16 protein-coding genes are annotated in these 20357 nt (G+C 41.2%); 15 read left to right on the plus strand and 1 reads right to left on the minus strand.

All coding sequences use genetic code 11. From position 1 onward, the window contains the following. The first annotated feature begins 75 nt into the window (after nucleotides 1-75). The 8 genes from murB to alaS all read left to right on the plus strand — a co-directional run bounded on the left by murB (nucleotide 76) and on the right by alaS (nucleotide 9469). Nucleotides 76-981: a UDP-N-acetylmuramate dehydrogenase gene (murB, locus tag O3636_RS00100; RefSeq protein WP_102211006.1), complete on the plus strand. Its 906-nt coding sequence runs from the start codon at nucleotides 76-78 to the stop codon at nucleotides 979-981. Nucleotides 982-1140: 159 nt separating this feature from the next. Then, nucleotides 1141-2298 (plus strand): ABC transporter ATP-binding protein, encoded by a 1158-nt coding sequence (locus O3636_RS00105; protein WP_000742925.1) that lies wholly within the window; start codon nucleotides 1141-1143, stop codon nucleotides 2296-2298. Further along, nucleotides 2279-3085, plus strand: a complete 807-nt coding sequence (locus tag O3636_RS00110) for an ABC transporter permease (protein ID WP_000753801.1) — start codon at nucleotides 2279-2281, stop codon at nucleotides 3083-3085. The genes O3636_RS00105 and O3636_RS00110 overlap by 20 nt, the downstream gene beginning before the upstream one ends. After that, the gene (locus O3636_RS00115) at nucleotides 3082-3855 is read left to right on the plus strand and encodes an ABC transporter permease (RefSeq protein ID WP_000712740.1); all 774 of its coding nucleotides are present in this window, start codon (nucleotides 3082-3084) and stop codon (nucleotides 3853-3855) included. The genes O3636_RS00110 and O3636_RS00115 overlap by 4 nt, the downstream gene beginning before the upstream one ends. Continuing rightward, the gene (locus O3636_RS00120; protein ID WP_371641324.1) at nucleotides 3852-4922 is read left to right on the plus strand and encodes an ABC transporter substrate-binding protein; all 1071 of its coding nucleotides are present in this window, start codon (nucleotides 3852-3854) and stop codon (nucleotides 4920-4922) included. The genes O3636_RS00115 and O3636_RS00120 overlap by 4 nt, the downstream gene beginning before the upstream one ends. A gap of 287 nt (nucleotides 4923-5209) precedes the next feature. Further along, complete coding sequence (locus tag O3636_RS00125) at nucleotides 5210-5845, plus strand: PBECR4 domain-containing protein (protein WP_371641325.1); 636 nt, start codon at nucleotides 5210-5212, stop codon at nucleotides 5843-5845. 498 nt (nucleotides 5846-6343) lie between these two features. Next, the gene (locus O3636_RS00130; RefSeq protein WP_049522288.1) at nucleotides 6344-6829 is read left to right on the plus strand and encodes an LURP-one-related/scramblase family protein; all 486 of its coding nucleotides are present in this window, start codon (nucleotides 6344-6346) and stop codon (nucleotides 6827-6829) included. A 21-nt stretch (nucleotides 6830-6850) separates the two neighbouring features. Continuing rightward, complete coding sequence (gene alaS / locus O3636_RS00135) at nucleotides 6851-9469, plus strand: alanine--tRNA ligase (protein ID WP_371641326.1); 2619 nt, start codon at nucleotides 6851-6853, stop codon at nucleotides 9467-9469. Nucleotides 9470-9713: 244 nt separating this feature from the next. Here the strand turns inward: alaS and O3636_RS00140 are convergent, their stop codons facing one another. Further along, a complete protein-coding gene (locus O3636_RS00140; protein WP_371641327.1) occupies nucleotides 9714-11168 on the minus strand; it encodes an alpha-amylase in 1455 nt (484 codons plus the stop codon). Between the two features lie 178 nt (nucleotides 11169-11346). On the opposite strand from O3636_RS00140, the gene O3636_RS00145 reads away from it, so the two are divergent. The 7 genes from O3636_RS00145 to O3636_RS00175 all read left to right on the plus strand — a co-directional run bounded on the left by O3636_RS00145 (nucleotide 11347) and on the right by O3636_RS00175 (nucleotide 20349). After that, the gene (locus O3636_RS00145) at nucleotides 11347-12096 is read left to right on the plus strand and encodes an ABC transporter ATP-binding protein (RefSeq protein ID WP_371641328.1); all 750 of its coding nucleotides are present in this window, start codon (nucleotides 11347-11349) and stop codon (nucleotides 12094-12096) included. Next, nucleotides 12077-13711: a hypothetical protein gene (locus tag O3636_RS00150; RefSeq protein ID WP_371641329.1), complete on the plus strand. Its 1635-nt coding sequence runs from the start codon at nucleotides 12077-12079 to the stop codon at nucleotides 13709-13711. The genes O3636_RS00145 and O3636_RS00150 overlap by 20 nt, the downstream gene beginning before the upstream one ends. Before the next feature lie 583 nt (nucleotides 13712-14294). Beyond that, nucleotides 14295-15224 carry a peptidase U32 family protein gene (locus tag O3636_RS00155; RefSeq protein ID WP_173268189.1) on the plus strand — a complete coding sequence of 310 codons (930 nt, stop codon included), beginning with the start codon at nucleotides 14295-14297 and terminating at the stop codon, nucleotides 15222-15224. Between the two features lie 200 nt (nucleotides 15225-15424). Further along, complete coding sequence (locus O3636_RS00160) at nucleotides 15425-17875, plus strand: bifunctional DnaQ family exonuclease/ATP-dependent helicase (protein ID WP_371641330.1); 2451 nt, start codon at nucleotides 15425-15427, stop codon at nucleotides 17873-17875. Between the two features lie 36 nt (nucleotides 17876-17911). Continuing rightward, nucleotides 17912-19135: an FtsW/RodA/SpoVE family cell cycle protein gene (locus O3636_RS00165; RefSeq protein WP_000830651.1), complete on the plus strand. Its 1224-nt coding sequence runs from the start codon at nucleotides 17912-17914 to the stop codon at nucleotides 19133-19135. A 10-nt stretch (nucleotides 19136-19145) separates the two neighbouring features. Continuing rightward, complete coding sequence (locus O3636_RS00170; protein ID WP_371641331.1) at nucleotides 19146-19700, plus strand: DJ-1 family glyoxalase III; 555 nt, start codon at nucleotides 19146-19148, stop codon at nucleotides 19698-19700. Between the two features lie 85 nt (nucleotides 19701-19785). Continuing rightward, nucleotides 19786-20349, plus strand: coding sequence for an HAD family hydrolase (locus O3636_RS00175; RefSeq protein WP_031240397.1), 564 nt, complete (start codon nucleotides 19786-19788; stop codon nucleotides 20347-20349). Nucleotides 20350-20357: the final 8 nt, after the last annotated feature.

Raw genomic sequence — 20357 nt, forward strand, 5'->3', positions numbered from 1 at the left:
ACAAGGTCTTTTTAGGGTCGTCAAATGGTCTTAAAAATGGTATAATGGAATGAATTTTGTAAAAGGAAGAGTGACATGTCTGTAAGAGAAAAAATGCTTGAAATCTTAGAAGGAATTGATATCCGTTTCAAGGAACCCTTGCATAGCTATAGTTATACAAAAGTAGGTGGAGAGGCCGATTATTTGGTCTTTCCACGAAATCGTTTTGAGTTGGCTCGTGTTGTTAAATTTGCCAATCAAGAAAATATCCCTTGGATGGTTCTTGGAAATGCTAGCAACATCATTGTTCGTGATGGTGGGATTCGTGGATTTGTCATCTTGTGTGACAAGCTCAATAATGTTTCCGTTGATGGCTATACCATCGAAGCTGAAGCTGGTGCTAACTTGATTGAAACAACTCGCATTGCCCTTCGTCATAGTTTGACTGGTTTTGAGTTTGCTTGTGGCATTCCAGGGAGCGTCGGTGGAGCTGTTTTCATGAATGCAGGTGCCTATGGTGGCGAGATTGCTCACATATTGCAGTCTTGTAAGGTCTTGACCAAGGATGGAGAAATCGAGACCCTGTCTGTCAAGGATTTGGCTTTTGGTTACCGCCATTCAGCCATTCAGGAGTCTGGTGCAGTTGTCTTGTCAGCTAAATTTGCCCTAGCCCCAGGAACCCATCAGGTTATCAAGCAAGAAATGGACCGCTTGACGCACCTACGTGAACTCAAGCAACCTTTGGAATATCCATCTTGTGGCTCGGTCTTTAAGCGTCCAGTCGGGCATTTTGCAGGTCAGTTAATTTCAGAAGCTGGCTTGAAAGGCTATCGTATCGGTGGCGTAGAAGTGTCTGAAAAGCACGCAGGATTTATGATCAATGTTGCTGATGGAACGGCTAAAGACTACGAGGACTTGATTGAGTCTGTTATCGAAAAAGTCAAGGAACACTCTGGCGTTACTCTTGAGAGAGAAGTTCGTATCTTGGGTGAAAGCAAGTAGGAAGCTGTAGTTGAAAAGCTGCTGCTATGTCATGGAAAGGGGGTGAAAGCCTATCGTTAGTGCAGAAGAATGTAGGCAGTTCAATCTCCTACGCGAGGTAGTAGCGGCCTGACAGAGCCCTGATCTGTTAATCTATGAAAAAGAAGGAATTTATGCCAATTGAAAAAACCAATTATCGAATTCAAAAACGTCTCTAAAGTTTTTGAAGACAGCAACACCAAGGTTCTCAAAAACATCAACTTTGAGTTGGAAGAAGGAAAATTCTACACCCTTCTAGGCGCATCTGGTTCAGGGAAATCAACTATCCTAAACATTATTGCAGGTTTACTGGATGCGACGACAGGAGATATTTTACTGGACGGTGTCCGAATCAATGACATTCCAACCAACAAGCGTGACGTCCATACGGTCTTCCAATCTTATGCCTTGTTTCCACATATGAATGTGTTTGAAAATGTTGCCTTTCCACTTCGCTTGCGTAAAATTGACAAGAAAGAAATCGAGAAACGCGTAGCGGAAGTTCTCAAGATGGTTCAGTTGGAAGGTTACGAAAAACGTTCCATCCGTAAACTTTCTGGAGGACAACGCCAGCGTGTGGCTATAGCCCGTGCCATCATCAACCAACCCCGTGTGGTCTTGCTGGACGAGCCCTTGTCAGCGCTGGACTTAAAATTGCGAACAGATATGCAGTACGAACTGCGTGAACTACAACAACGATTGGGCATTACCTTTGTCTTTGTTACTCACGATCAGGAAGAAGCCCTTGCCATGAGTGACTGGATTTTCGTCATGAATGATGGCGAGATTGTCCAGTCTGGAACGCCTGTGGACATCTACGATGAGCCGATTAACCACTTTGTTGCCACCTTTATCGGTGAGTCAAATATCTTGCCAGGTACCATGATTGAGGACTACTTGGTTGAATTTAACGGCAAACGCTTCGAAGCGGTCGATGGTGGGATGAAGCCAAATGAACCTGTCGAAGTCGTCATTCGTCCAGAGGACTTGCGCATTACCCTTCCTGAAGAAGGCAAACTCCAAGTTAAGGTTGACACCCAGCTCTTCCGTGGGGTTCACTACGAGATTATCGCCTATGACGAACTTGGAAACGAATGGATGATCCACTCAACTCGTAAGGCCATTGTTGGTGAGGAAATCGGTCTGGACTTTGAGCCAGAAGACATCCATATCATGCGTCTCAACGAAACCGAAGAAGAGTTCGATGCGCGTATCGAAGAGTACGTGGAAATCGAAGAACAAGAAGCAGGTCTGATTAATGCAATCGAGGAGGAAAGAGATGAAGAAAACAAGCTCTAAACTCTTTGTAGTGCCCTACATGCTTTGGATTGCCCTCTTTGTACTCGCCCCCTTGGTCTTGATTTTCGGTCAATCCTTTTTCAATATTGAAGGACAATTCAGTTTAGAAAACTATAAATCCTACTTTGCGTCACAAAACTTGACCTATCTAAAGATGAGTTTCAACTCAGTGCTTTATGCAGGAATTGTGACCTTTGTAACCCTCCTTATCAGCTATCCAACAGCCCTCTTTTTGACCCGTCTCAAGCACCGTCAACTCTGGCTCATGCTGATTATCCTGCCAACCTGGATCAATTTGCTCCTTAAGGCCTATGCCTTTATCGGGATTTTTGGTCAGAATGGCTCTATTAACCAATTCTTGGAATTTATCGGAATCGGTTCGCAGCAGTTGCTCTTTACCGATTTCTCCTTTATCTTTGTTGCAAGCTACATCGAGCTTCCCTTTATGATCTTGCCGATTTTCAATGTCTTGGATGATATGGATAATAATCTTATCAACGCCAGCTACGACCTCGGTGCGACCAAGTGGGAGACCTTCCGCCATGTCATCTTCCCTCTATCGATGAATGGAGTGAGAAGTGGGGTTCAATCCGTCTTTATCCCCAGTTTGAGTCTCTTCATGCTGACCCGTTTGATCGGTGGGAACCGCGTTATTACGCTGGGAACGGCTATTGAGCAAAACTTCCTGACCAATGATAACTACGGTATGGGTTCAACCATCGGTGTGATTCTCATCCTGACCATGTTCATCACCATGTGGGTGACTAAGGAAAGGAGAGAACGATGAAAAAATTTGCCAACCTTTATCTGGGACTGGTCTTTCTTGTCCTCTACCTGCCGATTTTTTACCTGATTGGCTATGCTTTTAATGCAGGCAACGACATGAACAGCTTTACAGGCTTTAGCTTGAGCCATTTTAAAACCATGTTTGGTGATGGTCGTCTCATGTTGATTGTGACGCAGACCTTTTTCTTGGCCTTTCTGTCAGCCTTGATTGCGACCATTATCGGGACTTTCGGTGCTATTTACATTTACCAGTCTCGTAAGAAATACCAAGAAGCCTTTCTATCACTCAATAATATCCTCATGGTTGCGCCTGACGTTATGATTGGTGCCAGCTTCTTGATTCTCTTTACCCAACTCAAGTTTTCACTTGGCTTTTTGACCGTTCTCTCTAGTCACGTGGCCTTCTCCATTCCTATCGTGGTCTTGATGGTTTTGCCTCGTCTCAAGGAAATGAATGGCGACATGATTCATGCGGCCTATGACTTGGGAGCCAGTCAATTTCAGATGTTTAAGGAAATCATGCTTCCTTATCTGACTCCGTCTATCATTGCAGGTTACTTCATGGCCTTTACCTATTCGCTAGATGACTTTGCCGTGACCTTCTTTGTGACGGGAAATGGCTTTTCAACCTTGTCAGTCGAGATTTACTCCCGTGCTCGTAAAGGGATTTCCTTAGAAATCAATGCCCTGTCTGCCCTTGTCTTTCTCTTTAGTATTATCCTAGTTGTTGGATATTACTTTATCTCACGTGAGAAGGAGGAGCAAGCATGAAAAAACTCTATTCATTTTTAGCAGGAATTGCAGCGATTATCCTGGTCTTGTGGGGAATTGCGACTCATCTCGATAGTAAAATCAATAGCCGAGATAGTCAAAAACTGGTCATTTACAACTGGGGGGACTACATCGATCCAGAACTCTTGGAGCAATTTACAGAAGAAACAGGCATCCAAGTCCAGTATGAGACCTTTGATTCTAACGAAGCCATGTATACCAAGATCAAGCAGGGTGGAACGACCTACGACATAGCCATCCCTAGTGAATACATGATCAACAAGATGAAGGACGAAGACCTCTTGGTACCGCTTGACTATTCAAAACTTGAAGGTCTTGAAAATATCGGACCAGAGTTTCTCAACCAGTCCTTTGACCCAGGCAATAAATTCTCCATCCCTTACTTCTGGGGTACCTTGGGAATTGTCTACAATGAAACCATGGTCGATCAAGCGCCTGAGCATTGGGATGACCTTTGGAAACCAGAGTATAAGAACTCTATCATGCTCTTTGATGGGGCGCGTGAGGTATTGGGGCTAGGGCTTAACTCGCTTGGCTACAGTCTCAACTCTAAAAATCCACAGCAGTTGGAAGAGACAGTAGACAAGCTCTACAAGCTTACGCCAAATATCAAGGCCATCGTTGCCGACGAGATGAAGGGCTACATGATTCAGAACAACGCTGCTATCGGTGTGACCTTCTCTGGTGAAGCTAGCCAAATGCTAGAAAAAAATGAAAATCTACGCTATGTGGTACCGACAGAGGCCAGCAACCTTTGGTTTGACAATATGGTCATTCCCAAAACAGTCAAAAACCAAGACGCAGCCTATGCCTTTATCAACTTTATGTTGAAACCTGAAAATGCTCTCAAAAATGCAGAGTATGTCGGCTATTCAACGCCAAACCTACCAGCTAAGGAATTGCTCCCAGAGGAGAAAAAAGAAGACAAAGCTTTCTATCCAGATGCTGAAACCATGAAACACCTAGAAGTTTATGAGAAATTTGACCATAAATGGACAGGCAAATACAGCGACCTCTTCCTACAGTTTAAAATGTATCGGAAGTAGAAGTAGAATGTCAGAAAACGAATCAGTTAAGCTGGTTCGTTTTTTTCCTAAATAATAAGCAACTTTTTGATTTTGTTTGACAAATTGTTAAGAATCTAATATAATAAAATTCGTAGAAGAAAACTATCGCTTTTAGCGTAGCCAAAGAATTACTGGTCGGTCTGTTTTGGTCGGTAGTTCGTAGATAGGCTTATTTGGGTTTTATATATTTTCCGCAAGCAGATGAATAAATATATCGTAGGAAGAGGTGTAAATAGCCTCTTTATTTTTTTGAGAAAAGGTACAGTATGTTAAGAAATTTAATTCTTAGTTACAGAACGTTGATGGATACTCAATACAAATTTACTATCACTCAGACTGTCTCCAAACAAACTACAGAAAAATATATTGAGTTAAGCTTCACGGAACCAAATTTTCATCATCTTATAGGTTTGTACAAACTAAAAGGAATAGATAAAGTTAAGTGCTTCAATGGTAATGGGGCTCAGAGGATATATAACCAAATTTTGGGGAATCATATCACTTTTTATGATTTAGATAAAGATACATCTCAGCATAAGGCTGCATTTTTATCTAGAGCAACTTCTCTGAATTTAATTTATACGATGCTAGAAAATATAAGTGTTAATTTAAAGGGATTGTATTATTTTGACCCAAATAAAATTGGGTCGAAGATTAAAGCAAAGTATTTATTGCATTTTCAACATAGAGATAAAGAATTTTATTTTTTGTTTGATAAATATGATAAGAAGGTTAAGAATACTGATATTTGCTATCCTGTTTCAGTTTTTAGAAGAAAAATACAAGCTGAGTTACCAGAAGGGCGTAGTGCAAAACACTATGAAATGAACCAAACTCCCATTAAGCTATTGAAGGTTGAAAAAATACAGGGGGCTAGAATTGTTACATTATACGACAGATAGTTCATTTGGTTTAGAGAGCTATTTTGAGTATGACAGGTATATCAGATATCTGAGATGTAAGTCCGTTGTGGGCACCAGCTAACTGTGAAGCCAATAGCAATCCTAAGCATGACGCTGGAAATAAGAATCATCAGAGGAAGGAATAGAGAAATCGTGGCTATGCAAAAATAAATATTATAGCAAGATATGTATAGCAGATAAGATGGTAGTAAGTTTTGAGGAAAATCAAACGCTAATGATAGTGTTTATCTCAAAAGAATCATTTCCAGTTGACGCAAGCTTAAAAAAACGTTATAATAAGAAAGTTGAGAATTGATTTTCAGTTGTCTTAGTCCAGAGAAGTGGCGGTGCTGCGAGCCATCTAAGCTAGGAAGTCATGCTACTCAATCATACAATTGCATAAGAATAAGAGAATGACAAGTTCATTGAATGAAGGTGGTACCGCGGTTTTTCGCCCTTCGTGATATGGGCTTGTCTTTTGATTTTTTGGAGGTGTTGATGAAAACATTTCTTGTCAAACAAAAGTTTCGTCTTGGAGGCGAACGCTTCGCTATAAAGGATGACAGGGGAGAAATCGCCTATCAGGTGGAGGGATCATTTTTTAAGATTCCTAAAACCTTTACCATCTATGATGCTAATGGTGAACAGGTCAGTCAGATCAGTAAAGAAATCTTGACCTTGCTTCCTCGTTTTGAGATTCAGCTTCGGGATGGCTCGAGTTTTGTCATTCGTAAGAAGTTGACCTTCTGGCGAGATAAGTATGAGTTTGATAATCTAGGTCTTCGTATCGAGGGCAATATCTGGGATTTGAATTTCAAATTGCTGGATGATCGCGATCAGCTGATTGCGGAAATCAAGAAAGAACTCTTCCATTTGACCTCTACCTATACCGTAACGGTTCTGGAGGACGCTTATGCAGACCTAGTCATTTCCCTCTGTGTCGCGATTGACTATGTGGAAATGCTGGAAAGCCAATCACATTAAACAAGTAAATAAGGAGACAATATGAAACAACTATCTAGTGCACAAGTACGCCAAATGTGGCTTGACTTCTGGGCGACCAAAGGTCACTCTGTAGAACCATCAGTGAGCTTGGTTCCTGTAAATGACCCAACTCTTTTGTGGATCAACTCTGGGGTAGCAACGCTTAAGAAATACTTTGACGGGACCATTATCCCTGAAAATCCACGTATTACCAATGCCCAAAAGGCTATCCGTACAAACGATATTGAAAACGTAGGGAAGACTGCACGTCACCATACCATGTTTGAAATGTTGGGGAACTTCTCAATCGGGGATTACTTCCGTGACGAAGCTATCACTTGGGCTTATGAGCTTTTGACAAGCCCTGAATGGTTTGATTTTCCTGCTGAAAAACTATACATGACCTACTATCCAGACGATAAAGATTCTTACAACCGCTGGATTGAAGTGGGAGTAGATCCAAGTCACTTGATTCCAATCGAAGATAACTTCTGGGAAATCGGTGCGGGACCTTCTGGACCAGATACAGAAATCTTCTTTGACCGTGGAGAAGCATTTGACCCAGAAAATATCGGTATTCGCCTGCTTGCAGAAGATATCGAAAACGACCGTTATATTGAAATCTGGAACATCGTTTTGTCACAATTTAACGCAGACCCTGCTGTTCCTCGTAGAGAATACAAGGAATTGCCACACAAGAACATTGATACGGGCGCTGGTTTGGAGCGTTTGGTGGCGGTTATCCAAGGGGCTAAGACCAACTTTGAAACGGACCTCTTCATGCCGATCATTCGTGAAGTGGAGAAATTGTCTGGTAAGGTCTATGATCAGGATGGCGACAACATGAGCTTTAAGGTCATCGCTGACCACATCCGTTCACTTTCATTTGCCATCGGTGATGGTGCCCTTCCAGGAAATGAAGGTCGTGGGTACGTCCTTCGTCGTCTTCTCCGTCGTGCTTCTATGCATGGTCAAAAATTGGGAATCAACGAGCCTTTCCTTTACAAATTGGTTCCAACTGTTGGTAAAATCATGGAAAGCTACTACCCAGAAGTGCTTGAAAAACGTAACTTTATCGAAAAAATCGTTAAGAGCGAGGAAGAATCATTTGCGCGTACTCTTCACTCAGGTCAACACTTTGCCCAAGGCATTGTAGCTGACTTGAAAGAAAAAGGTCAATCTGTCATTGCTGGTTCTGATGTTTTCAAACTCTATGATACATACGGATTCCCCGTAGAGTTGACAGAAGAAATTGCTGAAGAAGCTGGTATGACTGTAGACCGTGAAGGTTTTGAAGCAGCCATGAAGGAACAGCAAGAACGCGCGCGTGCCTCAGCTGTCAAGGGTGGTTCAATGGGTATGCAAAATGAAACTCTTCAAAACATCACTGTAGAAAGTGTCTTCAACTACAATGCTAGTCAATTGTCTTCTAAATTGGTGGCTATCGTGGCTGACAATGCAGAAGTAGAAGCTGTATCAGAAGGAACTGCCTCTCTTATCTTTGCGGAAACGCCATTCTATGCTGAAATGGGTGGACAGGTCGCTGACCACGGACAAATCTTGGATGAGTCAGGTAAGGTTGTGGCTACTGTGACAAATGTTCAAAAAGCACCAAACGGACAAGCTCTTCATACAGTTGAAGTCCATGCACCACTTGCCTTGAACCAAGAATATACCTTGGCAATTGATACAAATCGTCGTCACCGTGTCATGAAAAATCACACAGCGACTCACTTGCTTCACGCTGCCCTTCACAATATCCTTGGAAACCACGCAACACAAGCAGGATCTCTTAACGAAGTTGAATTCCTTCGATTTGACTTTACTCATTTCCAAGCAGTAACTGCAGAAGAATTGCGTGCGATTGAACAGCAAGTTAACGAGAAAATCTGGGAAGCTCTTGAAGTGAAAACAGTTGAAACGGATATTGACACTGCCAAAGAAATGGGAGCTATGGCTCTCTTTGGTGAGAAATACGGCAAGGAAGTACGTGTCGTGACTATCGGTGACTACTCTATCGAGCTTTGTGGTGGTACCCACGTTGGCAACACTTCTGAAATTGGCCTCTTCAAGATTGTCAAAGAAGAAGGGATTGGTTCAGGAACTCGCCGTATCTTAGCAGTGACTGGTAAGGAAGCCTTTGAAGCCTACCGCGAACAAGAAGATGCTCTTAAAGCTGTCGCAGCAACTCTTAAAGCACCTCAACTTAAAGAAGTATCTCACAAGGTAGAAGGACTTCAAGAACAACTTCGTCAACTTCAAAAAGAAAATGCTGAATTGAAAGAAAAAGCCGCAGCTGCAGCCGCAGGCGATATCTTCAAGGATGTGAAGGAAGTCAACGGTCACCGTTACATTGCTAGCCAAGTGTCTGTATCTGATGCCGGTGCCCTTCGTACCTTTGCAGATAACTGGAAACAAAAAGACTACTCTGATCTTCTTGTCCTTGTTGCCGCTATCGGTGACAAAGTCAATATCCTTGTAGCAAGCAAGACAAAAGACCTTCATGCAGGAAACCTTGTCAAAGAATTGGCACCTATCGTCGATGGACGTGGTGGTGGTAAACCAGACATGGCCATGGCAGGAGGAAGCAACCAAGCTAAGATTCAAGAATTGTTGGATGCGGTAGCAGGTAAATTGTAATCAAGTAATACTCTTCGAAAATCAAATTCAAACAACGTCAGCTTCGCCTTGCCGTAGGTATAGGTAACTGACTTCGTCAGTCTTATCTACAACCTCAAAACTGTGTTTTTAGCAACCTGCGGCTAGCTTCCTAGTTTGCTCTTTGATTTTCATTGAGTATAAAGATCTATCCATTTGGGTAGGTCTTTTTGTGAATACAAAAAAAGCCAAATCCGATTGGATCTGGCTTAATAATCATTGGCAATTAGATTGTATTGGCTGCCCAGACACTTACCGAAGCAGCTGAGACTGGGAATTGTCCATAACCTTCCTCATCAATTGTAACTTGACCTTGGTGATTTCCAAGTAAATCTACGAAGGATTGGTTAGCCCATTCTTGGCCGACAAACATAGACTTGCTGTTTTCTTGGTCATTTGAGATAAGGACTGCGATTGGGGATTGATTTTCAGCACCTGAACGTACCCAACCGATACAGTTAGCATCATCAAAGTAGTCAGTTTGATCTCCATAGGCCAAATCTTTTCGGATGATTAGGAGGCGGTCAAGGACTTCTTTGAAATCTTGTTGAGCATATTGCCCTGAAATCCCATAGTAGTCGCCGTAAAAGACACATGGAAGGCCATTTTGGCGTAACAGAATGAGGGCATAGGCTGCTGGTTTGAACCATTCTTCAACGGTAGACTCAAGAGCCTGACCTCGTTGTGTATCGTGGTTGTCGACAAAAGTCACAGCCTTGTCAGGCTTGAGTTCAACCAGGCTATCTGTGAAAATGCCACGAAGGTCATAGTTGGAACCTGCTCGGCTAGCATCAAAGAGATTCTGGTGGAGACGAACATCGACAAGGTCAAAGCGTTCTTCCGTTTTTTCAAGATAGTCCAGATTGGCTTCCTTGTCTGGATTCCAAAATTCACCAAAAACATAGAAATCCTCACCGTATTTTTCCTTCATATCGCGAATAAAATTGCTCATGAAGAAAGAGTCAATGTGCTTAACGGCATCCAAACGGAAACCAGCAATACCAGTCGTCTCCATGAACCAGTCAGCCCAGTCATAGATATTTTTGATAACTTCAGGATGCTTAAAGTCTAGGTCGGCATACATGAGGTAGTCGTAGTTACCATTTTCGTTATCGACCAATTCCTCGTTGGCCCAGCCTTTATTGTCCCCTTGGATCAGATAAATCCCAGACTTACGGCGTTTTGCATCATAGTCAGTACCTGTGAAGTGGTACCAGTGCCAGTGGAAGTCATTGTAGGTATCTTGGCGACCATCGAAGGTAAAGCTAGTCCAGCCATTGATGGTGAAAGGTTCCCCAAGTTCAACCGTACGGTCTACAGGATCCACTTCGATAACCTGAAAGGCTTCCATGTGATCAGCAGCAGCCTTGTGATTGAGCACCACATCGGCCATAGGCTGGATTCCCTGCGCTTTTAGGGCTTGAATGGCTTGAAGATAGTCTTCTTTAAAACCATACTTAGTGCGGACAGTCCCTTTTTGGTTGAACTCTCCTAGGTCGAATAAGTCATAGACCCCATAGCCGACATCTTTTTCATTGGTCGCCTTGAAAGCTGGTGGCATCCAGACATGACTGATGCCGAGATTAGCTAGGTGTGGAGTATCTTCAGCCAGACGCGTCCAGTGCTGACCGTCGTGGGGCAGATACCATTCAAAGTATTGCATGAGTGTTTGATTTTGCATGATGTTTCCTCTTACTTGTCAATCTTGTTCTTTATTCTATCATAAAGTATTGGTTAGCGCCAACGTTTGCATAAGATAGAAGGAAACTATTTTAACTATTTAAAATAAAGTATTGATTTTTTTGTATCAAAGTGCTAGTATAATAGTATGTAATATAGATAAAGATAGGAGTCATCCCATGATTGAATTTCAAAATGTTAGTAAGTTGTATGGTGATAAAGAGGCTTTGAGCAATCTCAATTTGCAGATTGAAAATGGGGAGATTATGGGCTTGATTGGCCATAATGGTGCTGGGAAATCGACCACTATAAAATCCCTAGTCAGTATCATTTCACCCAGCAGTGGTCGTATTTTGGTAGACGGTCAGGATTTATCGGAAAATCGCTTGACGATCAAACGAAAGATTGGCTACGTAGCAGACTCGCCTGACTTATTTTTACGCTTAACGGCCAATGAATTTTGGGAATTGATCGCCTCATCCTATGATCTGACTAGCTCTGACTTGGAGGCTAGTCTAGCTAGGCTATTGAGTGTTTTTGATTTTGCTGAAAACCGCTATCAGGTTATTGAAACCCTTTCTCACGGAATGCGTCAGAAAGTCTTTGTCATCGGAGCACTCTTGTCTGATCCCGATATTTGGGTTTTGGACGAACCCTTGACTGGTTTGGATCCCCAGGCTGCCTTTGATTTGAAGCAAATGATGAAGGAACATGCACAAAAAGGCAAGACAGTCTTGTTTTCAACCCATGTCCTAGAGGTGGCAGAGCAAGTCTGTGATCGGATTGCCATTTTGAAAAAGGGGCATTTGATTTATTGTGGTAGCGTAGAGGACTTGAGAAAAGACCATCCAGACCAGTCTTTGGAAAGTATCTACCTTAACCTTGCTGGTAGAAAAGAGGAGGTTTCAGATGCGTCTCAAGGTCATTAAAAAATTAGTGGATATCAATATCCTCTATTCATCTCAAGAAGCTAATCTGGCTAACCTACGAAAGAAGCAGGCTAAGAATCCTGGAAAAAAAGTAAATGTTTCCGCTAGAGTCCTCAGTTCTTACATTTTTTCCAGTCTCTTGATGCTCATCATTTTTAGTAATCTAGCCATTCATTTTCCTTTTAAGGAAAGGCCTATTTATTTTAGTGGAATGGTTTCTTTTTTACTGCTGCTTGTCTTTTCAACTTCTTTAACAGCTTTTTACAATGTCTTTTATGAGAGTAAGGACTTGGCATCGTATAGGCCCTATGCTTTTAAAGAATCAGAGATTATAATTGCCAAAGGTCTGTCTGTCCTCTTGCCAGCTCTAGCTGGAATTATACCAATCCTAGCTTATTTTCTAGTCCTCTACATTAGGCTAGCCCCTTCTCTGTGGCTGGGTTTGCCTTTGATGCTGCTGTCCTTGGCCTTATTATTTGTCTCTTTGGCTTTAGTGATGGTAGTGGCAGTGCATTTCTTGGCTCAAACTGCGCTTTTTAGAAAGTATCAGTCTATTTTTGCGAATGTGATGATTGGGATAGGGGTTCTCATACCTTTATTATTTGTCTTCTTTACCCAGTCTATTTCTAGAGGTATAGGTAATCAGACTAAAGAAATTCCACCTCTCATTTACCCTATTCATCTCTTTTACAAAATAGCAGTGGAGCCTTTTTCGACAGAAGCCTTAGTGGGTCTGCTCGCTTGGATAGCTTTAACTGTTTTCTTGCTTTACATGACCAAAAAGAAGGTCCTTCCTCGTTTTTATGACGTTATCCTGCTTAATAGTGAGGAGAAGGTCAAAAAAGAACGTCGCAGTAAGGAGAGGATTTCAACTACTAAAAAGGGCTTTTTCCGCATGGTTTTGCGCTACAACCTCTCCCTCTTGGGACAGGGAACTGGCGTGGTTACAGTGCTTCTTACAAGTGCTTTCCTTCCTTATCTCATGATGATTGGTCTGATTTCCAAAATCCGAGATTCTCAGATAGTTCCAGACATTCATCCTCCATACTGGTTACCCTTGTTTTTTATAGCTCTCTTTATAGCAGTTGTCAATAACAATATCACCAGCCTGCCTTCAATTGCCTTATCCTTGGAGAGGGAAAATGTTGATTTTCTTAAGAGTTTACCCTTTGACTTTGCTCGTTATGTGAAAGTGAAATTTTGGATTATATTTGCTGTCCAGTCCTTTTTACCAGTTTTGATTTTACTTGGTCTTTCTCTATATCTAGGCTTGCCCATCCTTTCGATGATTTACCTTCTTGTAGTCTGGACCCTTGCTAGTGTCATCCTTTCTTGCCACTATTACTTTAAGGACGTGAAAAATCTGTCAACCAATTGGAGTAACATTACGGATCTGGTGAATCGTTCAAATCGTATAGTAGCAATAGTTTTACTCTTAATTTATAGTGTTATCTTAATGATTTTAGTCATTGTAAGCTTGTTCTTGGTTCAGTCTCTCTCCCCTGTCCTTGCCATCAGCTTGGGAGTAGGAGTTCTTATCCTCCTGCTTGTTCTTGCTATTTTTGGCTATCATTACTACCTGTCACGCATATTGGCAGAAATAGAAAAAAGATGAGGTAGTTGGTCGCTTGCTTGATAAATTTTATAAAAAGAAATGAAGCTGAGCAACCTCCACTTCTAACTAGCAAAAAAACGAGCATTTCCGTAGTTGGATATACTCGTTTTTCTATGCCATTTTTCTTATCATAAGAACAAAACGACTAGAAATTTATAACAATGTATAAATCCTACAGCATCAATTGCTTAAATTTTGGACTAGATTTTATCTATGATGTTTTGAAGATTAATGGAGCTTGAGATGTTTGCTATTTATGGATAGTGTACAAAGTAAATTGTTACTGGCGAGCTCTCTCATGCTTCTGGGGCTGCCTTTCATCTAGTTATTCTTATAAAAATCCGTTTTTATACTAAATGAAAAACAAAGAGCAAACTAGGAAGCTAGCCTCAGGTTGCTCAAAGTACCGCGTTGCAAATAAAGCTGGACGTGGTTTGAAGAGATTTTCGAAGAGTATTAGACTAATTTCCACTTGGGTCAGGCAACTGGAAGTTACTTTGAGAAGTTACCGAGAAATGATTCCTATTTGTAAAACTCTGATAAGTCTTGGCTGATTTTGGAGAAATATGGTATAATTTTTCTTATGGAAAAGATTATCATTACAGCAACTGCTGAAAGTATTGAACAAGTTAAACAACTGCTCGAAGCTGGTGTAGATCGTATCTATGTCGGTGAGAAAGATTTTGGCCTTCGTCTGCCAACAACCTTTAGTTATGACCAATTGCGTGAAATTGCTAATCTGGTTCATGATGCTGGTAAGGAATTGATCGTTGCAGTCAATGCCCTCATGCACCAAGATATGATGGACCGTATCAAGCCTTTCCTCGATTTCTTGGAAGAAATTAAGACAGATTACATTACAATTGGGGATGCAGGTGTCTTTTATGTGGTCAATCGCGATGGTTATTCCTTTAAAACCATCTATGATGCTTCTACAATGGTGACAAGCAGTCGTCAGATTAACTTTTGGGGACAAAAGGCTGGCGCATCTGAGGCTGTTTTGGCGCGTGAAATTCCATCAGCTGAACTTTTCAAAATGCCAGAGATTTTGGAAATTCCTGCCGAAGTTTTGGTGTATGGTGCTAGTGTGATTCACCATTCTAAACGTCCGCTCTTGCAAAACTACTATAATTTTACGCATATCGATGATGAAAAGACCCGCAAGCGCGACCTTTTCTTGGCTGAGCCAAGTGATCCTGAGAGCCATTACTCTATCTTTGAAGATAATCATGGGACCCACATCTTTGCCAACAATGATCTTGATTTGATGACCAAATTGACAGAATTGGTGGAGCATGGTTTTACTCACTGGAAATTAGAAGGACTCTATACTCCAGGTCAAAACTTTGTTGAGATTGCAAAACTCTTTATCCAAGCGCGTAGCTTGATTCAAGAGGGCAACTTTAGCCATGACCAAGCCTTCTTGCTGGATGAAGAAGTGCGCAAGTTACACCCTAAAAACCGTTTCCTTGATACAGGATTTTATGATTACGACCCTGATATGGTTAAATAAAGTAAATGGATAGTTGAGAGAAGGATGAGACAAACATTTCTTCTCTCAATTTTTCTTATTTCTTCACCATTTTCAAAAAAATCAGCAGGCTCGGATGCTCTGTTTACTGGGAATTTTAATACAAGTAACCTTCTTGAGTTTGAAAATTATCCCATGTTTGCAGGTGCCAAATGGCCCTTTTTTTGGTATAATTTTTTATAATGAAAACGATTGGTAATCGCTATGTTGTGGTTGATTTAGAGGCAACTAGCACAGGTAGTAAGGCTAAAATTATCCAAGTGGGAATTGTTGTGATTGAGGATGGGAAAATCGTCGATCACTATACGACGGATATCAATCCACATGAACCTTTGGATGCCCATATTAAAGAACTGACAGGATTGACAGACCAACGTCTGGCGCAAGCACCTGATTTTTCGCAAGTTGCCAGAAAAATCTTTGACTTGGTGGAGGATGGGATTTTTGTAGCCCATAATGTTCAGTTTGATGCCAATCTCTTGGCGGAAAATTTATTTTTTGAAGGCTATGAACTAAGAAATCCTCGTGTTGACACGGTCGAATTGGCTCAGGTCTTTTTCCCTGAACTGGAAAAATATAGTTTGCCGATTTTGTGTCAGGAATTAGGAATTCCTCTAAAACATGCCCACACAGCTCTTTCAGATGCCCAAGCTACAGCAGAATTACTCTTATTTTTACGAGAAAAGATGGCCCAACTTCCTAAAGGTCTCTTGGAACGCTTGCTGGAAATGGCTGATGCCCTCCTATATGAATCTTACCTGGTTATTGAGGAAATCTATAGAAATCAATCTATCCTGACTTCTCCAGACTTGGTCGAAGTTCAAGGACTGTATTTCAAGAAAACTGCATCTCCTCTGGAGACACGAAAACTATCTCAAGATTTTTCTAAAAATATTTCTCTATTGAACCTTGAAATGAGGGAGGAACAAGAAAGTTTTGCTAAAGAGGTTGGCTTGTTATTGAAGGATGAGCCTGTATCATTAATTCAAGCGCCGACAGGAATTGGGAAAACCTATGGCTATCTCTTGCCCGCTTTGTCCCGAGTAGAAAATCGTCAGATTGTCCTTAGCGTTCCGACAAAGATTCTTCAAAATCAAATCATGGAAGAAGAAGGTAAAGGTCTCAAGGAAGTATTCCATACAGATATTCATTCTTTAAAGGGACCACAAAATTACCTGAAGTTGGATGCCTTTTATCGTTCCTTGCAGGAAAATGATGAAAATCGCTTATTTAGACGCTTTAAAATGCAACTCTTGGTCTGGTTGACAGAGACAGAAACCGGGGATTTGGATGAGATTGGTCAACTCTACCGTTACCAACATTTTCTGACAGATCTTCGTCATGATGGGAATTTATCATCCAAGAGCTTATTTATGACGGAAGATTTCTGGAAACGTAGTCAAGAAAGAGCAGAGACTTGCAAGCTCTTAGTGACCAATCATGCCTATCTTGTAACCAGACTTGAAGATAATCCTGAATTTATCAGCGACCGTTTATTGATTATTGATGAAGTCCAAAAAGTTTTGTTGGCCCTAGAAAATCTGCTTCAAGAGACCTACGATATCCAGTCTATTATCGACTTGCTTGATAAGGCTTTACTGGATGAACCGAATAAGGTCCAACAACGAATACTAGAAAGTATTCGCTTTGAGTGCCTTTACTTGATAGAACAATTTCAGTCTGGTAAATCTAGGAAAAATATCTTAGATTCTCTGACTAATCTCCACCAGTATTTTTCAGAATTAGAGGTAGAAGGATTTGAAGAACTGGTTCGCTATTTTACGGCTGAAGGTGATTACTGGCTTCAAGCAACTGAAACGAGTCAAAAGAAAATTCAGATTTCTTCTACAAAATCAGGCCGAATTTTCCTATCTTCCTTAGTGCCAAATTCATGTCAAGTCTTGGGAGTGTCGGCCACTCTTGAGATTAGTCAGAGGGTTTCTTTGGCAGACCTTTTAGGCTATCCCGAAGCCAAATTTGTCAAGATTGAAGCTCATAAAAAACAGGATCAAGAAGTGGTCTTGGTCAAAGATTTCCCTCTAGTAACAGAAACTTCCATAGAAGTCTATGCCAAAGAGGTAGCTGATTTGCTGATGGATGTCCAAGTTTTCCAACAACCGATTTTAGTTCTCTTTACTGCCAAAGACATGCTTCTAGCAGTATCGGATTTACTTCCAGTTAGCCATCTGGCCCAGTATAAAAATGGCGATGTTCATCAACTGAAGAAACGCTTTGAAAAAGGTGAACAACAAATCCTGCTTGGTGCAGCAAGTTTTTGGGAGGGAGTTGATTTTTCAAGCCATCCTTTTGTGATTCAAGTTGTACCAAGACTTCCTTTCCAAAATCCCCAAGAGCCCTTGACGAAAAAGATCAATCAGGAACTAATTCAAGAAGGGAAAAATGCCTTTTATGATTATCAATTGCCTATGGCTATTATTCGTTTAAAACAGGCTTTGGGAAGAAGTATGAGACGTGAACACCAACGTTCCTTAACCCTCATTCTGGATAGAAGAATCGTCGGAAAACGATACGGCAAGCAAATAGTGACTTCTCTAGCAAAAGAAGCGAGCGTTACAACGATCGCTCAATCTGAAGTTAATGAGGCTGTTGATAAATTTTTAAATGAACTTTGATAAATAGTATTGTATGAAAGTATAAGGTTAGTATATATGAAACGTTCTCTCGACTCTAGAGTCGATTATAGTTTGCTATTGCCAGTGTTTTTCCTACTGGTTATCGGCGTGGTGGCTATTTATATAGCCGTTAGTCATGATTATCCAAATAATATTTTGCCCATTTTAGGACAGCAGGTCGCCTGGATTGCCTTGGGGCTTGTGATTGGTTTTATCGTCATGCTCTTTAATACAGAATTTCTTTGGAAAGTGACCCCTTTTCTATATATGTTAGGTTTGGGACTCATGGTCTTGCCGATCGTCTTTTATAATCCAAGCCTAGTTGCATCAACGGGTGCCAAAAACTGGGTATCAATAAATGGAATTACTCTATTCCAACCGTCAGAATTTATGAAGATATCCTATATCCTCATGTTGGCTCGTGTCATTGTCCAATTTACAAAGAAACATAAGGAATGGCAACGTACAGTTCCGCTGGACTTTTTATTAATTTTTTGGATGATTGTCTTTACCATTCCAGTCCTAGTTCTTTTGGCACTTCAAAGTGACTTGGGGACGGCTTTGGTTTTTGTAGCTATTTTCTCAGGAATCGTCTTGCTATCAGGAGTTTCTTGGAAAATTATTATTCCAGTATTTGTGACTGCTGTAACAGGAGTTGCTGGTTTCTTAGCCATTTTTATCAGTAAGGGCGGTCGTGCTTTTCTACATCAACTGGGAATGCCGACCTACCAAATCAATCGTATCTTGGCTTGGCTCAATCCATTTGACTTTGCCCAAACAACCACTTACCAACAGGCTCAAGGGCAGATTGCCATTGGGAGTGGTGGCTTATTTGGTCAGGGATTTAATGCTTCGAATCTGCTTATTCCAGTTCGTGAGTCGGATATGATTTTCACGGTTATTGCAGAAGATTTTGGATTTATTGGCTCAGTCCTTGTTATTGCCCTTTACCTCATGCTCATTTACCGTATGTTGAAGATTACTCTCAAATCAAATAACCAGTTCTACACCTATATTTCTACTGGTTTGATTATGATGTTACTCTTCCACATTTTTGAAAATATCGGCGCTGTGACGGGCTTGCTTCCATTGACTGGGATTCCACTGCCTTTTATTTCGCAAGGGGGATCGGCTATTATCAGTAACTTGATCGGTGTTGGCTTGCTTTTATCGATGAGTTACCAGACCAATCTAGCTGAAGAAAAGAGTGGAAAAGTCCGATTCAAGCGGAAAAAGGTTGTATTAAAACGAATCAAATAAGGAGAAAATCATGGTTAAAGTAGCAGTTATGTTAGCTCAGGGCTTTGAAGAAATTGAAGCTTTGACAGTTGTAGATGTCTTGCGTCGGGCAAATATTACTTGTGATATGGTTGGTTTTGAGGAGCAAGTGACGGGTTCGCACGCAATCCAAGTAAGAGCGGATCGTGTCTTTGATGGTGATTTATCAGACTATGACATGATTGTCCTTCCTGGAGGGATGCCTGGTTCTGCACATTTGCGTGACAATCAGGCCTTGATTCAAGAATTGCAAAGCTTCGAGCAAAAAGGAAAGAAATTTGCAGCCATTTGTGCGGCGCCAATTGCCCTCAATCAAGCTGGAGTATTGAAAAACAAGCAGTACACTTGTTATGATGGCGTTCAAGAGCAAATCCTTGATGGTCAATATGTCAAGGAAACAGTAGTGGTAGATGGTCATTTGACAACCAGTCGAGGTCCCTCTACAGCCCTTGCCTTTGCCTACGAGTTGGTGGAGCAGCTAGGAGGGGACGCAGAGAGTTTACGAACAGGAATGCTCTATCGAGATGTCTTTGGTAAAAATCAGTAAAACGGGAGTCAACCTCTCGTTTTTTTATGTGGAAAACTCAGGGAAATCATCGCTTTTTTAACTAAAAAATGGTATAATGAAAGCTATGAAAAATCACGATTATATCTGGGATTTAGGTGGAACTTTACTGGATAATTATGAAACTTCAACAGCTGCATTTGTTGAAACATTAGCGCTGTATGGTATCACACAAGATCATGACAGTGTCTATCAGGCTTTAAAGGTTTCTACTGATTTTGCGATTGAGACATTCGCTCCCAACTTAGAACATTTTTTAGAAAAGTACAAGGAAAATGAAGCCAGAGAGCTTGAACATCCGATTTTATTTGATGGAGTTTCTGACTTATTGGAGGACATTTCAAATCAAGGTGGGCGTCATTTCTTGGTTTCTCACAGAAATGATCAGGTCTTAGAAATTTTAGAAAAAACCTCTATAGCAGCTTATTTTACAGAAGTAGTCACTTCTAGCTCAGGTTTTAAGAGAAAACCAAATCCTGAGTCTATGATTTATTTAAGAGAAAAGTATCAGATTAGCTCTGGTCTTGTTATTGGTGATCGGTCGATTGATATCGAAGCAGGTCAAGCAGCAGGATTGGATACCCACTTGTTTACCAGTATCGTGAATTTAAGACAAGTATTAGACATGTAAGAAAAAGG

It is taken from the genome of Streptococcus sp. 27098_8_76 (assembly GCF_041432315.1).
Lineage (GTDB): Bacteria > Bacillota > Bacilli > Lactobacillales > Streptococcaceae > Streptococcus.

What these genes read in the sequence shown, in the direction of transcription:
- murB (WP_102211006.1), top strand. Translation starts at nt 76, where the DNA reads ATGTCTGTAAGAGAAAAAATGCTTGAAATCTTAGAAGGAATTGATATC.
- O3636_RS00110 (WP_000753801.1), top strand. Translation starts at nt 2,279, where the DNA reads ATGAAGAAAACAAGCTCTAAACTCTTTGTAGTGCCCTACATGCTTTGG.
- O3636_RS00115 (WP_000712740.1), top strand. Translation starts at nt 3,082, where the DNA reads ATGAAAAAATTTGCCAACCTTTATCTGGGACTGGTCTTTCTTGTCCTC.
- O3636_RS00120 (WP_371641324.1), top strand. Translation starts at nt 3,852, where the DNA reads ATGAAAAAACTCTATTCATTTTTAGCAGGAATTGCAGCGATTATCCTG.
- O3636_RS00125 (WP_371641325.1), top strand. Translation starts at nt 5,210, where the DNA reads ATGTTAAGAAATTTAATTCTTAGTTACAGAACGTTGATGGATACTCAA.
- O3636_RS00130 (WP_049522288.1), top strand. Translation starts at nt 6,344, where the DNA reads ATGAAAACATTTCTTGTCAAACAAAAGTTTCGTCTTGGAGGCGAACGC.
- alaS (WP_371641326.1), top strand. Translation starts at nt 6,851, where the DNA reads ATGAAACAACTATCTAGTGCACAAGTACGCCAAATGTGGCTTGACTTC.
- O3636_RS00140 (WP_371641327.1), bottom strand. Translation starts at nt 11,168, where the DNA reads ATGCAAAATCAAACACTCATGCAATACTTTGAATGGTATCTGCCCCAC.
- O3636_RS00145 (WP_371641328.1), top strand. Translation starts at nt 11,347, where the DNA reads ATGATTGAATTTCAAAATGTTAGTAAGTTGTATGGTGATAAAGAGGCT.
- O3636_RS00150 (WP_371641329.1), top strand. Translation starts at nt 12,077, where the DNA reads ATGCGTCTCAAGGTCATTAAAAAATTAGTGGATATCAATATCCTCTAT.
- O3636_RS00155 (WP_173268189.1), top strand. Translation starts at nt 14,295, where the DNA reads ATGGAAAAGATTATCATTACAGCAACTGCTGAAAGTATTGAACAAGTT.
- O3636_RS00160 (WP_371641330.1), top strand. Translation starts at nt 15,425, where the DNA reads ATGAAAACGATTGGTAATCGCTATGTTGTGGTTGATTTAGAGGCAACT.
- O3636_RS00165 (WP_000830651.1), top strand. Translation starts at nt 17,912, where the DNA reads ATGAAACGTTCTCTCGACTCTAGAGTCGATTATAGTTTGCTATTGCCA.
- O3636_RS00170 (WP_371641331.1), top strand. Translation starts at nt 19,146, where the DNA reads ATGGTTAAAGTAGCAGTTATGTTAGCTCAGGGCTTTGAAGAAATTGAA.
- O3636_RS00175 (WP_031240397.1), top strand. Translation starts at nt 19,786, where the DNA reads ATGAAAAATCACGATTATATCTGGGATTTAGGTGGAACTTTACTGGAT.